The sequence below is a fragment of the Jannaschia sp. R86511 genome, assembly GCF_042466345.1.
Taxonomy (GTDB): Bacteria; Actinomycetota; Actinomycetes; order Actinomycetales; family JBBAYJ01; genus Aquipuribacter.
Genome location: NZ_JAXHCD010000001.1, coordinates 856209 through 870166, shown reverse-complemented (window position 1 = coordinate 870166; position 13958 = coordinate 856209). Strand labels below are relative to the sequence as shown.

The 13958-nt window shown below is 75.1% G+C and carries 15 protein-coding genes; 5 read left to right on the top strand and 10 right to left on the bottom strand.

Annotated elements, in window-relative coordinates:
- Positions 1–8: 8 nt before the first annotated feature.
- Complete coding sequence (locus SJY06_RS04310; protein ID WP_380164976.1) at positions 9–719, bottom strand: DUF305 domain-containing protein; 711 nt, start codon at positions 717–719, stop codon at positions 9–11.
- Positions 720–1035: 316 nt separating this feature from the next.
- Between SJY06_RS04310 and SJY06_RS04305 the strand changes: the two genes are divergently transcribed.
- On the top strand, positions 1036–2754 hold the full coding sequence (locus SJY06_RS04305) for an LVIVD repeat-containing protein (protein WP_380164974.1): 1719 nt from the start codon (positions 1036–1038) through the stop codon (positions 2752–2754).
- Positions 2755–3293: 539 nt separating this feature from the next.
- On the opposite strand, the gene SJY06_RS04300 is transcribed toward SJY06_RS04305, so the two are convergent.
- Positions 3294–4466, bottom strand: a complete 1173-nt coding sequence (locus SJY06_RS04300; protein ID WP_380164972.1) for an alcohol dehydrogenase catalytic domain-containing protein — start codon at positions 4464–4466, stop codon at positions 3294–3296.
- A 99-nt stretch (positions 4467–4565) separates the two neighbouring features.
- Here SJY06_RS04300 and SJY06_RS04295 point away from each other — a divergent pair, with 99 nt between their 5' ends.
- Positions 4566–5939 carry an ANTAR domain-containing protein gene (locus SJY06_RS04295; protein WP_380164970.1) on the top strand — a complete coding sequence of 458 codons (1374 nt, stop codon included), beginning with the start codon at positions 4566–4568 and terminating at the stop codon, positions 5937–5939.
- On the opposite strand, the gene SJY06_RS04290 is transcribed toward SJY06_RS04295, so the two are convergent.
- Genes SJY06_RS04290 through SJY06_RS04275 form a run of 4 tightly spaced genes read right to left on the bottom strand, consistent with a single transcriptional unit; the run spans position 5894 to position 9463 of the window.
- Positions 5894–6751 carry a CheR family methyltransferase gene (locus SJY06_RS04290; RefSeq protein WP_380164968.1) on the bottom strand — a complete coding sequence of 286 codons (858 nt, stop codon included), beginning with the start codon at positions 6749–6751 and terminating at the stop codon, positions 5894–5896. The two genes, SJY06_RS04295 and SJY06_RS04290, sit on opposite strands and share 46 nt — an antisense overlap.
- Positions 6748–7413 carry a chemotaxis protein CheB gene (locus tag SJY06_RS04285; protein WP_380164966.1) on the bottom strand — a complete coding sequence of 222 codons (666 nt, stop codon included), beginning with the start codon at positions 7411–7413 and terminating at the stop codon, positions 6748–6750. The genes SJY06_RS04290 and SJY06_RS04285 overlap by 4 nt, the downstream gene beginning before the upstream one ends.
- Positions 7410–8255 carry a SigB/SigF/SigG family RNA polymerase sigma factor gene (locus SJY06_RS04280; protein WP_380164964.1) on the bottom strand — a complete coding sequence of 282 codons (846 nt, stop codon included), beginning with the start codon at positions 8253–8255 and terminating at the stop codon, positions 7410–7412. Before SJY06_RS04280 ends, SJY06_RS04285 begins: the two co-directional genes overlap by 4 nt.
- Complete coding sequence (locus SJY06_RS04275; protein WP_380164962.1) at positions 8252–9463, bottom strand: glycosyltransferase family 4 protein; 1212 nt, start codon at positions 9461–9463, stop codon at positions 8252–8254. The genes SJY06_RS04280 and SJY06_RS04275 overlap by 4 nt, the downstream gene beginning before the upstream one ends.
- A 185-nt stretch (positions 9464–9648) precedes the next feature.
- On the opposite strand from SJY06_RS04275, the gene SJY06_RS04270 reads away from it, so the two are divergent.
- Complete coding sequence (locus tag SJY06_RS04270; protein ID WP_380164960.1) at positions 9649–9867, top strand: hypothetical protein; 219 nt, start codon at positions 9649–9651, stop codon at positions 9865–9867.
- Between the two features lie 52 nt (positions 9868–9919).
- On the opposite strand, the gene SJY06_RS04265 is transcribed toward SJY06_RS04270, so the two are convergent.
- Positions 9920–10390, bottom strand: coding sequence for an SRPBCC family protein (locus SJY06_RS04265; RefSeq protein ID WP_380164958.1), 471 nt, complete (start codon positions 10388–10390; stop codon positions 9920–9922).
- 47 nt (positions 10391–10437) lie between these two features.
- Entirely contained in the window at positions 10438–11199 is a 762-nt protein-coding gene (locus SJY06_RS04260) for a hypothetical protein (RefSeq protein ID WP_380164956.1), read from the bottom strand.
- Positions 11200–11303: 104 nt separating this feature from the next.
- On the opposite strand from SJY06_RS04260, the gene rpsD reads away from it, so the two are divergent.
- Positions 11304–11912, top strand: coding sequence for a 30S ribosomal protein S4 (rpsD, locus tag SJY06_RS04255; protein ID WP_380164954.1), 609 nt, complete (start codon positions 11304–11306; stop codon positions 11910–11912).
- Positions 11913–11927: 15 nt separating this feature from the next.
- Here rpsD and SJY06_RS04250 read toward each other — a convergent pair whose 3' ends face one another.
- Entirely contained in the window at positions 11928–12545 is a 618-nt protein-coding gene (locus tag SJY06_RS04250) for an OmpA family protein (protein WP_380164952.1), read from the bottom strand.
- Entirely contained in the window at positions 12545–12760 is a 216-nt protein-coding gene (locus tag SJY06_RS04245; protein ID WP_380164950.1) for a hypothetical protein, read from the bottom strand. Before SJY06_RS04245 ends, SJY06_RS04250 begins: the two co-directional genes overlap by 1 nt.
- Before the next feature lie 278 nt (positions 12761–13038).
- Here SJY06_RS04245 and SJY06_RS04240 point away from each other — a divergent pair, with 278 nt between their 5' ends.
- A complete protein-coding gene (locus SJY06_RS04240; RefSeq protein WP_380164946.1) occupies positions 13039–13956 on the top strand; it encodes a DUF4397 domain-containing protein in 918 nt (305 codons plus the stop codon).
- The last annotated feature ends 2 nt before the right edge of the window (positions 13957–13958 follow it).

Below are 13958 nucleotides of genomic sequence, written 5' to 3'. Positions count from 1 at the left end.
GGGGCCGCTCAGGCGTCCAGCTCGGCGAGCATCCCCTGCATCCGGTCGATCTCGATGTTCTGGTCGGACTCGATGTGCCCGGCGAGCTGGAAGACCTTGGTCTCCTCGCCGCCCCCTTGGGCGAACAGGTCCTGCACCATCGTGATCGCCCCCTGGTGGTGGCGGGTCATCAGCTCGATGAACAGGCGGTCGAACTCCTCGCCCGACGCGGCCTCGAGCTCGGCCATGTCGGCCTCGCTGGCCATGCCCGGCATCAGGTCGCCGTCCATCATCATCATGCCGTCGGAGTGGCCGCCCTGGGCACCGAAGACCGGGTCCCAGGCCGGGACATCGGCCCCCTGGTCCTCCAGCCACTGCTGCATCTGCTCGATCTCCGACACCTGGGTGATGTCCATCCGCTCGACGAACAGCTCGAGCTGCTCGTTGTCGGAGCGGTCGGCGACCATCGCCGTCATCACGATGGCCTGCGCGTGGTGGCCGATCATCTCCTGCATGAACGCCACGTCCGCCTCGGTGGCCTCGACGGGGGCGATGCTCGGCATGACGGTCGCGTCCAGGCGCACGCTGTCCTCCCCGGGTGCTCCGGGCTGCACGACGTTGGGCGCGCGCTCCGGGGACGGGGCGGCCGCGGCGTCGTCACCGTCGGAGCAGGCGGACAGCGCGAGCACGGACACGGCCAGGGCCGCAGCGACCACGGGGCGGAGGAGGCGGGGCGACATCGGGGTCAGGGTCCATTCGTGGGGAGATGGGCGATCTGTCGGTCGAGAGGGCTCAGGAGCGACCATCGTGCACACAGAAACCGGCCGAACGGAAGGTCTGGTGCTGGCGGGGCGCGCGACATACGTTTGGCCCACCACCAGCGGTCCGCCCGACGGCGTGCACAGGCGCGCGCCGTGCCCCGGTCGGCACCGCCTCGACGACAGCGGTGCAGACCCCGCACCGCCGAAGGAGGGCACCCTCATGGCCCACGGCACCGCCCGGCCACCCCGATCCCCCGTCTCCCGTCCCCGACTCCCCCGCCTCCGTCCGCTCGCGATGCTGGGGGCCGGCGTCATCGCCGCCGCCATGCTCCCCGCCGCCGCCAACGCCTCGGTCGACGACGACCCGCGCGTCGGCCTCGCCCCCGGGGCCGGCGAGACCGCCGGCCAGGCGATCTCCAACCTGGAGAAGCTCTCGAGCCAGCCCCGCCCGGCCGGCTTCGAGAACTTCAACAGCGACCTCGCGTTCTTCGACGACTACGCCGTGTCCGGCAACTACAACGGCTTCAACGTCTACGACGTGTCGGACCCGGCCGCCCCCGCGCTGACCACGTCCGTGCTCTGCCCCGGCAGCCAGAACGACGTGTCCGTCTTCGGCGACCTGCTGTTCCTGTCGGTCGAGACCACCGCCGCCAAGCTGGACTGCACCACGGGCGGCGTGACCTCGGAGAACCGCTTCCGCGGCGTGCGCATCTTCGACATCAGCGACCTGGACGCCCCCGAGCTGGTCGCCAACGTGCAGACCTGCCGCGGCTCGCACACCCACACCCTGGTCGAGGACCCGGACGACGCCGAGAACCTGTACGTCTACGTGTCCGGCACGGCCGGCGTCCGCTCGGCCGCCGAGCTCGCCGGCTGCGAGAACAGCCTCGCCGACGGCGCGAACCCCTCGCGCTGGCGCATCGACGTCATCAAGGTGCCCATCGCCGCACCGGAGACCAGCGCGGTCGTCGGGGGCCCGCGGATCTTCGCCGACGAGACCACCGGCCGTGTCGACGGCCTGCAGAACACGCCGCCGGCGCCGACCCACCCCTCGGGCGGCAGCTGGTCGCCGGCGCCGGTCACCGACGCCTGCCACGACATCACCGCCTACCCGGCCATCGGCCTGGCGGCCGGCGCCTGCGAGGGCAACGGCATCCTCATCGACATCACCGACCCGGCGAACCCGGAGCGCGTGGACGAGGTCGCCGACCCGAACTTCGCCTACTGGCACTCGGCCACGTTCAACAACGACGGCACCAAGGTCGTCTTCACCGACGAGTGGGGCGGCGGCGGCGCGGCCCGCTGCCTGTCCACCGACCGGCCGGAGTGGGGCGCCAACGCCATCTTCGACATCGTGCAGACCGACGACGGTCCGTCGATGGAGCTCGCCAGCTACTACAAGCTGCCGGCCCCGCAGTCGACGCTGGAGAACTGCGTCGCGCACAACGGCAACCTGATCCCCGTCCCGGGCCGCGACATCATGGTCCAGGCCTGGTACCAGGGCGGCGCGTCCGTGTTCGACTTCACCGACTCGGCCAACCCGACCGAGATCGCCTTCTTCGACCGCGGCCCGCTGAGCGCCACCAACCTGCAGCTGGCCGGCTTCTGGTCGATCTACTGGTACGACGGCTTCATCTACGGCAACGAGATCGGCCGGGGCTTCGACTCCTTCGACGTCGTCGAGAGCGAGCACCTGAACGAGGTCGAGATCGCCGCGGCCAAGCAGGTCCTCACGGGCGAGAGCAACGCCCAGGCCCAGGAGGAGCTGACCTGGCCCGCCACCTTCACCACGGTGCGCGCCTGGCAGTCCGCCGCCAACCGTCAGGACGAGCTGGCACCGAACGTCGACGCCAACCTGACCAAGTTCATCGACCGCGCCGAGCGCTTCAGCACGGGCCCGCAGTCCCGTGCCGCGGCGAACAACCTGCGCGCCACCGCGCGCCAGCTCGGTGACAGCGACGTGGAGGACGGCCTCGAGGCCGCCCTGCTCGAGCTGGCCGACGAGCTCGGCTGACCCACCCCGCACCCGCACCACGAGGAAGGCCCCCACCACCCGGTGGGGGCCTTCCCTCGTTGCGTGGGGGCGTCCCGGGCCTGCCGGGCGTCCCGGGCCGCCGCGACGCGCCCGCGCGACCGCGCGAGATCGGCCCGACGACGTCGACACGCCGGCCGGGAACCGTCATCAGACCGACCTGACCTCTGGCCGCGGACGACCCCGGAGGGCCGGCCGCCGAGGCCTGCGGCCCGCGCCGCCCTCGTCCGCGCCGCCCGTGTGACCCAGTGAGATCGGCCTGGCGACGGCGACACGCCGACCCGCTCCGTCAGCTGACCGATCTCACGCCTTAGTCCGGGCGACGCCGACGCGAGACCGCCCGTGGGGTACGCCGGGCCGGGGCGCGCGCCGAGACCGGTGCCCGGAACCGACGCAACGGCACACGCCGTCGGAACCCGGACGACGCAACGGCACACGGCGTCGGAACCCGGACGACGCAACGGCACACGGCGTCGGTTAGACCGACGCTGAGTGCCGTTGCGTCGAAACGGCGGGGTGGGTCAGGGGCGGAAGAGGACCTTGACCATGCCGTCGTCCTTGGCCTGGAAGTCGGCGTAGGCCTGGGGGGCGTCGGCCAGCGGCAGGTGGTGGGTGGCGAAGTCGTCGACGCCCAGCGGGTCCTCGTCGGTCAGCAGCGGGAGGATGTCGTCGACCCAGCGGTGGACGTTGGCCTGGCCCATCCGCACGGTCAGCTGCTTGTCGAACATGGTGAACAGCGGCAGCGGGTCGGCGGCACCTGCGTACACGCCGGACAGCGACAGCGTGCCGCCGCGGCGGACCAGGTCGATGGCCAGCTGCAGGGCGTGCAGCTTGTCGACGCCCGCCTTGCGCATCATCTTCTCGGCGAGGGCGTCGGGCAGCAGGCGTGACGCCTTCTGCGCCACCCCCGCGGCAGGCGAGCCGTGCGCCTCCAGGCCCACGGCGTCGACCACGGCGTGCGGCCCGCGCCCGTCCGTGAGGCCCTGCACCGTCTCGACGACGTCGTCGTCCAGCATCAGCGCGGTGACCCCCCGACCGCGGGCCCGGGCGAGCCGGGCCGGCTCGAGGTCGATGCCGATGACCTCGACGCCGCGGTGCAGGGCGATCCGGGCCGCCATGTCCCCGATGGGACCCAGCCCGACCACGACGAGCGTGTCCCCGGGCTGCACCCCCGCGTACTCCACGGCCTGCCAGGCGGTGGGCAGCACGTCGGACAGGTAGACGAAGCGGTCGTCGGCGGGCCCGTCCGGGACGGGCACGGGCAGGGTGTCGGCGAACGGCACCCGCAGGTACTCGGCCTGACCACCCGGCACCTGGCCGTAGAGCTTGGTGTAGCCGAACAGCGAGGCCCCGGTGCCGTGCTCGCGGTTCTGCGTCGTCTCGCACTGCGAGTGCAGACCGGCCGAGCAGGTGAAGCAGGTCCCGCAGGACACGTTGAAGGGGACCACCACGCGCTGGCCGACCTTCAGGTCGTGCACGCCGGCCCCCACCTCCTCCACGACGCCCATCGGCTCGTGGCCCAGCACGTCGCCCGGGGTCAGGAACGCGCCGAGCGGCTCGTACAGGTGCAGGTCGGAGCCGCACAGACCGGTGCTGGTGATGCGGACGACCGCGTCGGTGGGGTCCTGCAGGACGGGGTCGGGGACCTCCTCCACGCGGACGTCGCGGGTGCCGTGCCAGGTGAGTGCCTTCATGCGCATGCTGCTACCCGGGCGTGCGGGGCCGAAACGGTGCGCCCCCGCCTCGCCTCTTCTCGCCTCGACAGCCCGAGGGGGCGGTGCGACCATTCGGGCGTGTCCACCGAGGAGATGCGGGCCACCCACGGCCCGTCCGCCGAGCAGACCGCCGAGGAGCTCGCCAGCGCGCTGGCCGAGCAGCGGCTGCGCGTCGAGGCCCTGTCCGGCTCGGACCTGATCGACGACGCCGGGGTCGGCACCATCCTCGGCGAGATCGACATCGCCCACGAGGAGCTGCGCGTCGCCGAGGAGGCGCTGCGGGCCCAGCAGCGCCGGCTGGACGACCTGCTCGCCGAGCGCTCGGACCCCCGCGCCTGGCGCCGCGGCCTGATCGGCACGCTGCCGGTCGCGGCGCTGGTCACCGACCTGTCGGGGCAGGTGCTCGAGGTCAATGCCGCCGCGTGGGCGCTGTTCGGCTGCCGCCGGGACGAGATCCTCGGCCGACCGCTGCGGGACCTGGTCGCCGACAGCCACCACGCGCAGCTGGAGCGCGCGCTGGACTCGGTCACCTCCGACTCCGCGATGTCCGCCGTCCGCCTGGTGCTGCGCACCCGGGGCCAGGGCGAGCGCCCGGTGGAGCTGGTGGCCGGCTCCGACACCCCCGACGCCCCCGGCGCCCTGATCACCTGGGTGGCCACGGACGGCGTGGGCGGGGACCCGGCCGACACCGACCACCCGGCGGCCGGGCTGCGCGCCGCGGAGGCGTTCGCCGAGATGTGCCGTCTGCCCCTGCAGGCGGGCGCGGACACCCGTGAGGTGCTGGCCCGGGCCGCCCTGCTCGTGGAGAAGGCCCTGCCCCACAGCGACGGGGTCAGCATCACCCTCGGCCCGCCCGCCGAGCCCGAGGCGCAGGCCACCGACAACGCGCTGGCCCAGGCCGTCGACGGGGCCCAGCTGCAGGCCGGTGAGGGGCCGTGCCTGTCCGCGTACACCACCGGTCAGCTGATGGTCTGCCAGGACCTGCGCGAGGACCCCCGGTGGCAGCGGCTGGCCCCGCTGGCCGTGCCGGTCGGGGTGGCCGCCGTGCTGGGCTGCCCGATCCGGACCGACAAGCACTCCCTGGGCGTGCTCAACATCTACTCCCGCGAGCCCGACGTCTTCGACGACCGCGACCGCTACGTGGCCGACCTGCTGGTGCAGGCGGTGCTGGCCGTGGTGCAGGAGACCCGCGACCGGCAGGAGCTGACCGACCTCAGCCGGCAGCTGCGCTCCGCGCTGGAGTCCCGGGCCGTCATCGACCAGGCCAAGGGGATCCTCATGAGCCGGGGTCGCCACGGCCCGGACGCCGCCTTCGCCCAGCTGGTCGCGGCCAGCCGCCGCAGCAACGTCAAGGTGCGCGACATCGCCCAGCTGGTGGTGGACGACGCCAGCCGCCGGCAGGACCCTCAGGCCCCCGTGGCGGACGGCAGCGGCGCGGCGATCGACCGGTAGACCCGGGCCGCCAGGTCGACCGGCACCAGCGCCGAGCGGTGGTCGATGGGCAGCTCGGCCTGGCCCAGCACCAGCACCCCGCCCGGGCGCAGCGAGGCCAGCAGCCCGTCGAGCACGTGCGACTGCACCCCGTCGTCGAGGTACATCAGCACGTTGCGGCACAGCACCAGGTCGAACGGTCGGGCCGCGTCTTCGGGCGGGGCGTCGCGCACGTCGTGCCGCCCCATCGACACGTGGTCGGCCAGCCCGGCCGAGACCTGCCAGCCGCCGGCCCGCTCGAGCAGGTGGGGCGACAGCACCGCGGCGGCCTCGTCGGCGAGCGGGCTCACCGGGTACCGCCCGGCGTGCAGCTGCCGCAGCGCCTGGGCGTCGACGTCGGTGGCCAGCACCGACCACGACGGCAGGTGCCCGGCCTGCTCGGCCTCGGCCAGGCACGCCGCCAGGGACCAGACCTCCTGCCCCTCGCCGCAGCCCGCCACCCAGGCGCGCACCCGCCCGTCCGGGCCGTGGCCGGTGAGGGCGGGCAGGACGCCGTGCCGCAGCGTCCGCCAGACGTGCTCGTCGCGGAACCAGCCGGAGACCTGGACGAGCAGGTGGTAGAGCAGCGCCTCGGCCTCGTCGCGGTCCGCGGCGACCAGGGCCAGGTAGGCGTCGAGGTCGGTGTGGCCCCGGACCGCCGCCCGCTGGCAGGCCCGACGCGTGAGCCCGGCCAACCGGTAGCCGGTCAGGTCGAACCCGGTCCGCTCCTGCAGCAGCCGCAGCAGCCGCTCCAGCACCGCCGGGTCCACCGGTCGGGGGTCGGGTCCCGTCACGCGTCCTGCCGCACGACGTGCGCCACCAGCCGGGCCAGCACGTCGGGCAGGCGCGCCGCCGGCGCCACCTCGTGGTGGGTGGTGGCCGCGAGCGCGCTGCGGGGCATGCCGCTGACGCAGGCGTCGTCGGGGTCCTGCACCAGCACCTGGCCGCCCGCGCGCTCGACCACGGCCGCCCCGTGGGCGCCGTCCCGCATCGCTCCGGAGAGGACCACGGCCACGACCCTACGTCGGAAGACGGCCGCGGCGGACGCGAAGAGCACGTCGACGGACGGCCGGACCCCGTTGCACCGGGGCCCGTCGCTGCGCCGGAGCTCGCCGTCGACCACCTCGAGGTGGTGGTCCGGCGGGGCGAGCAGCACCTGGCCGGCCACCAGCCGCTCGACGGGGCCGGCCTCCCGCACCGGCAGCGGGCAGACGGGGGCGAGCAGGGCGGCCAGCGCCTGCTGGGGTCGGCTCGGCTGGTGCACGACCGCGACGACCGCGGCCTGCAGGTCGGAGGGCAGCCCGGCCAGCAGACCCCGCAGCACCGTCAGCCCACCCGCCGACGCCCCCACCAGGACGACGGCCGGGACCCCCTCCGGCCCCCGCGCCGCGGTCAGGCGCGTGACCTCGGGCTGCGGCACCGCTGCGGACGGCGCGCTGGTCACGGCCGTGCTCACGCCGCGCCGCTGTCGGCCTCGAGCTCGTCCCGCAGCCGCCGCAGGGCCCGGCTGAGCAGGCGGGACACCTGCATCTGGGTGACCCCGATCTCGGCGCCGATCTCCGACTGCGTCTTGTCGGCGAAGAAGCGCATGGCCAGGATGCGTCGCTCCCGCTCCGGCAGCCGCGCGAGCATGCCCTCCAGGGCCAGCCGGTCGGGGGTCGAGGCCAGCGACGTGTCCTCGTCCGCGACCGTGTCCGCCCACGAGCCGCTCTCGCCGTCCGGCGGGGCGTCCAGCGACGAGGTCGCGTAGCCGTTGCCGGAGACCATCGCCTCGATGACGTCGTCGGCGTCGACCTGCAGCGCGCTCGCCAGCTCGTTGACGGTCGGGGCCCGACCGGTGTCCTGCGACAGGGTCTGGGTGACCTGGGCCATCCGGGCCCGCAGCTCCTGCAGCCGGCGCGGCGGCCGGACCGCCCAGCCCGTGTCCCGGAAGTACCGCTTGATCTCGCCGGTCATGGTGGGCGCCGCGTAGGCCAGGAAGTCGCGGCCGCGCTCGGCGTCGAAGCCGTGGACGGCCTTGACCAGACCGAGGGACGCGACCTGGACCAGGTCCTCGGCCGGCACCCCCCGTTCGCGGTACCGCATGGCCAGCGAACGCGCCACGGGCAGGTTGAGCAGCACGACCTCGTCGACCAGCCGCTGCCGCTCGGTGGGGTCCGTCTGCTGCGACAGCCGGGTGAGCAGGGCGGCCGTGGTGTCGGCGACCGCCTGCCGCTCACCCGAGCGGGCCGCCTGCGGGCCGGGGGCCTCGTGGGCGGGTTCACTGGTCGTCGACGTCGTCTCCGCCACCCGGGTCACGCGGGCACGACCGAGGAGGAGGCGCCGTCGACGTCACGGACGTCGACGGTCTCGACCTCGTCGGCGTCCCGCTCGGAGCGACCGGCGGCGCGTTCGTGGACGGCGACCAGGGCGTCGGTCAGCTGCTCGGGGTCGAAGACGGCCTGGGCCCGGTCCCGACCGGCCAGGCCGTAGGCCTCCAGCCGGAACGGGTCGGCCAGCAGGTCCGCCACGGCGTCCCGGGTGTGCACCCGGTCACGCGGCTCCACCAGCAGACCGGTCACGCGGTCGACGACGAGCTCGTCGGCGCCGCCGACGGCGGCGGCCACGAGCGGCCTGGCCTCGAACATCGCCGCGAGGACCCCCAGGCCCCGACCCGGCGTGCTCGACACGTCGACCACCAGGTCCGCACGCCGGCACAGCGAGGCCGCCGGCTCCGGGGCCACCCGGCAGCGCGTACCGAGCCGACGCACGACGGGCAGCTCGCGCAGCCGCTCCTTGACGGCCGCCACAGCAGCGGGGTCGAGGCCCGCACCCCCCGCCACGACCAGACGCGCTCCGGGGTGGTGCAGCACGGCCTCGGCCACCGGCCGGAGGCTGCCGACGTCACCGGGGTCGCCCACCGACAGCACCAGCGGCTCGTCCGCCGCCGGGGCGGTCGCGGCCTCGGCGGGCAGCCGGGTCAGGGCGGGACCGACCACGTGCAGCCGGTCGGGGACGACGCCGCGACGGACGGCGACGTCACGGGCCCAGGTGGACTCCACGACGACCTTGTCGGCCGCACCGAGCGCCGCCCAGCCCAGCCGGGCCATCACGGTGCCGTCGGCGCGGTCGTCGCCCGGCCACGACGGCAGCTGGTCGGCGTGGGCGACCACGGGGACGCCGGTCTCGGCCCGGGCGGTGACGGCGACGGCCGTGGCGCGCCAGCCGACGGCGTGCACGACGCCGTCGGCGGCGACGGCGGCGAGCTCCCGGGCGAGCAGCCCGGCGGAGGCGATGCCGTCGGCCCGCTGGTCCCGGCTGCGCACGGGCACGTCGAGGACGACGTCCGGGCGCAGGTCTGCGTCGGTGTCGGAGCCGACGACACCGGGGTCGAACGCGGACACGAGCTGGACGTCGACGCCCCGGTCACGCAGGCGGCGGCGCAGGGCGGCGGCGTCGGCGAGCAGGTAGGACGCCACGGCACGGGCCCGGCGGTCGGCCGGGCCGATCAGGATGGTGGTGGTCATGTGATCCAGCTCCAAGGGTGGCTGGACGAAGGCGCCGTCTTCTTGAGCGCCGGGTGACGGGCCCCGGGGGGCGTCACACCTGACCTGTCTATCCCCATCGGGCACGCATGTCTAACCCGGAGGCGGGTACCAGGCGCGACACGCCGTCGGTGGTTGAGACCCGGACGAGGGGGAACACCCAGGGGATGACTGAGCACCCGCAGCACGACGCCGAGCCGCAGGACCGAGGCGCGGAGGGCAGCGCGGACGTACCGCCCGAGGCGCCCCACCCGGCCTTGGCCGGCTACCCCCGGGAGGCCGCGCCCGAGCCCGACGACGACACCGCGCCGGTCGTGGTCCCCGGCGAGCAGGTGTCCCCCGCCCACCGCCAGGACGTGTTCCCCGAGGACGACGGGCCGACGTGACGCACCGACGGCGCCCCGGACGACGCTGGTCCGGGGCGCCGGGCGCGAGGTCTCAGAGCGGGGTGGTGCTGCCCGTGTCGACAGAGCCGCGCCAGGAGCCCGTGGCGCTGCCGCGCTCCTCGATGAACTGCTTGAAGCTCGCCAGGTCCTTCTTCGCCCGGGCCTCGACCAGGCCGATGGCGTCTCCCGCCTTCTCCAGCAGCCCCTCCGGCTCCCAGTCCATGGCCAGGATCACCTCGGTGCGGTCGTCGTCGAGCGGGGTGAACGTCACCCGCCCCGCGTGCGTGGGGCCGTCGAGGCTGCGCCACGAGACGCCCTGGTCGGGCCGCTGGACCAGGACCTCCGCGTCGAACTCGCGGGTGACGCCGCCGATGGACGTCACCCAGCGGGTGCGCGTGTCGTCCAGCTGCTCGATCTTCTCGACCCCGCCCATGAACCGGGGGAAGTCCTCGAACTGGGTCCACTGGTCGTAGGCGGTCCGGAGCGGGACGTCGACCTCGATGACGCTGGTGATGGTGTCCATGATCAGCTTCCTCTCGTCTGCGGCGCGGACGAGGGCGGGGTACCCGGTCAGGTCGGGGGCAAACCGGGCCCCCGCCGCACGTGCTGGGCCAGGCCCTCCAGGCCCTCCCACGCCAGCTCGACCGTGGTGGCGTCGTGGCCGAGGCGCAGCCGGACGTCCCGCACCGGCGAGGCGGCGCGACCGTCCCTGCCGCCGTCGAGCACCCGGACCACCAGGCCGGCCCGGTCCAGCCACAGCAGCCGTGCCGTGCCCCCGCCTCCCCCGCCCGGCCCGGCGAGCGCCAGGCGCTCGAGCCGGTCCGCCAGCGGGCGGTCGTGGTCCACGGCCAGCAGCAGGTCCGCCTCCCAGGCGGCCAACGGGTCCGGCGCCGAGCCCCGGTACTCCTCCTCGTCGAGCGTCACGGCCGGGCCGGCGCCGCCGTGCCAGACGACCTCCACCGGGTCCAGCCGGACGCGCAGCCCGGCGCTGGCCCCGCCGCCGGGTGCCACCGCGAGCCAGCCGGCGAGCGCCAGCCGTCCGCGCACCCGCCCGGGGACGGCCAGGGGGGCCAGGTCGGTGACCCCGACGCAGACCCCGAGGTCGTCGTCGGCCCGCAGCGAGCTCGCCAGGCGGCGGTGCAGCGCCGTGCCGTCGGGCACGTCCCACGCCAGCCCCCCGTCGGCCAGCGCGGCCAGACCCTCGACGACCGCGCACGAGCCGCCGTCCCACACGACGTCCACCGACTGGGCGGACTCGACCGCGGACCGGGCGCGCACGGCGTCCGGGACCTGCGTGACGGACGGGGCCGGTCGGTAGCTGGGGCTGGTCATGAATTGAGGTTAGGCTAGCCTCACCCATAAGCACAATGCATATGGCTGGTAATCAATCCGCCCAACGCCCCGACGACCCGCGTCGGACCGTCCCGAGGAGGAACGTGCGCACGAACGGCCCCAAGATCCGGCTCTCGCGAGCCCTGGGCATCGCCCTGTCCGCCAAGGCGCTGCCGTACCTGGAGCGCCGGCCCTACCCGCCCGGTGAGCACGGCCGGGGTCGGCGCAAGGAGAGCGACTACCGGCTGCGCCTGATCGAGAAGCAGCGGCTGCGGGCGCAGTACGCCGTGAGCGAGGCGCAGCTGCGCCGGGTCCTGGCCCGGGCGTCCCGGTCCGGCGCCAAGACCGGCGAGGTGCTGGTGGAGGAGCTCGAGCGCCGGCTGGACGCGGTCGTCATGCGTTCGGGGATCGCGCGCACGATCCACCAGGCGCGCCAGTTCGTGGGCCACGGCCACATCCAGGTCAACGGGCGCCGGGTGGACCGGCCCTCGTTCCGGGTCACGGTGCACGACGTCGTCCGCGTGGACCCGCGGCGGCGCCACCTGACGCCGTTCGTCGTGGCCGCGGCCGGCGCCAACGCCCCCGACCGGGTGCCGTCGCACCTGGACGTGGTGCTGCCCGCGCTGACGGTCGGCATGCAGGCCGACCCCCGCCGGGCGGAGCTGCCGGTGCAGTGCGACGAGCAGCTGGTCGTGGAGTACTACTCCCGCTGAGACCACCGACCCGGATCAGCCCGGGGCGACCTCCACCGTGACGCGGCGGTTGCCCGCCGCCGCCTCCCCGGCCCGCGTGGCCCCCGCCGCGACCACCTGCACCCGTTCGGCCGGTACCCCGCGACGGCCCAGCAGGTCGACCACGCGCAGTGCCCGCTGCAGCGACAGCTGCTTCTCCAGGTCGGGGTCGTTGCTGGCCTCGGCGTGGCCGACCACGGTGACCGTGGCCGCCGGGTCCGCCAGGACGAGCACGGCGACGTCGTCGAGCAGGTCCGCCGTACCGGGCTCCGGCGCGTCCTGACCGGCCCCGAACGGCACCTCCACCCGCGAGGGCACGGCGGCGCGCGGCGGCCCCGACGACGCGGTGCCGGGAGGGTCGGCCGCGCCGGCGCCGCCGCTGCCGGCGGTGCCAGCGGTGCTGACCGCACCGAGCGCCCCCACGTCCTCGGCGTCACCGCCCTCGTCGCCGTCCCAGGTCAGGGCGAGCTGGGCCCCGACCAGCACGATGAGCAGGCTGGCCGCCACGCCCACCACGGGACCGGGTTCGCGACGGCGGGGCGCGTGGTAGCGCACCCCCAGGTCCTGGCCGTCCTCGTCGGCGTGGCCACGGGGCGCGGTCCCGAGCAGCGCCATCACGACGACCGCTGCGACAGCTGGTCCCGCAGCCGGGCGATCTCGGCGTCCTTGGCGAGGAGGTCCAGCTCGATCCGGCCCTGCACCAGGGACAGCGCCTCGTCCCGCGTCAGCCGCGCGGTGAAGAACCGGCGCCCCCACCACATCCAGCCGACGAGGACCCCGGCGGCGAACGCGGCCAGGGTCAGCACCACCGGCAGCACGTCGACTCCCACAGCATCTCCTTCGTCGGGTGACTCACGGTGATGATGACGCGCTCAGCGCCGCAGCGCCACCAGGTGCGGACGATACGGCCTGGACCCGCCACGCATCCTCGACCGCAGGTCACGGCCCGCGCACAGGGCGTGACGACCGGTCCGGGAGGTTGACGCGACGGGTTCCTGGGTACCCCGTGCGGGTCGGCCGTGCACCACGTACGGTCACGACCGACCGTGCCGCCGGACCGCTCGCCCACGTTCGGTGACACCGACCCTGCGGACGCGACGGAGCCCCGATGACTGCCACGACCACCTCCCCCCGCCCCCGGGCGGCCCTGCTCGCTGGCGTGGCCGCCCTCGCCGTCGGCCTGCTGGGGCTCGTCGGCGTGCCGGCCACGGCCTCGTCCGGGGCCGAGCCGGCCTACCTGCGCCCCGCGCACCTGGTGCCGGGGCTCGGCTTGATGGACGTCCGGCTGGCGCCGTTCAGCGACGAGGGCGGGGACACCGCCGCCGAGGACCGTCCGCTGCTGGAGACCACCGCCGGGTACGGCGACGTCGGTGAGTACGGCGCGATGCCGCCCGGCCGCTACGCCGTGACGCTGCGTCCCGAGGGGGCGCCGGTCTCCGAGCCGCCGCTGCTGAGCCTCACGGTGGACCTGGAGGCGGGCGCCGCCTACACCGCGGCCGGTCTGGGCAGCAAGGACGAGCCCAGCCTCGAGCTGCTCGAGGACGACCTGACCCCGCCCGCCGACGGGCAGAGCCGGGTCCGCCTGCTCGGTGCCTCCGCCACGGCGCCGACGGTGCTGGTCGAGGCTCTCGACGGTCCCGTCCTGGGCACCGACGTGCGGCTCGGCGAGCCCACCCGCTACGAGGACGCCCCGGCCGGGCCGTGGCGGGTCGTGGCCAGCGGCGGCGGCGTGAGCGGCGGGACGGACCTCGTCCTGGAGCGCGGCAGCGTCTACACCCTGCTGGTCCTGGACGGTGACGACGACGAGCTGGTCGTCCGGCCGGTCGTGGACGCGGTCGGGGCCGGCACGATGCCGCAGGGCGGCGCGGCCACCGGGTTCGGCGGCCAGGCGGTCGAGGGCTCCGGCACGGCGCCCTGGCTGTGGGCCGGTGCCCTGCTGCTGCTCGGGGCGGGCGCGCTCGGCGCCGGGGCGGTCGTCCGCTCCCGGCCGTGGGCCCGTTCCACCGCCCGCCACGTCGCGGGGTGAGC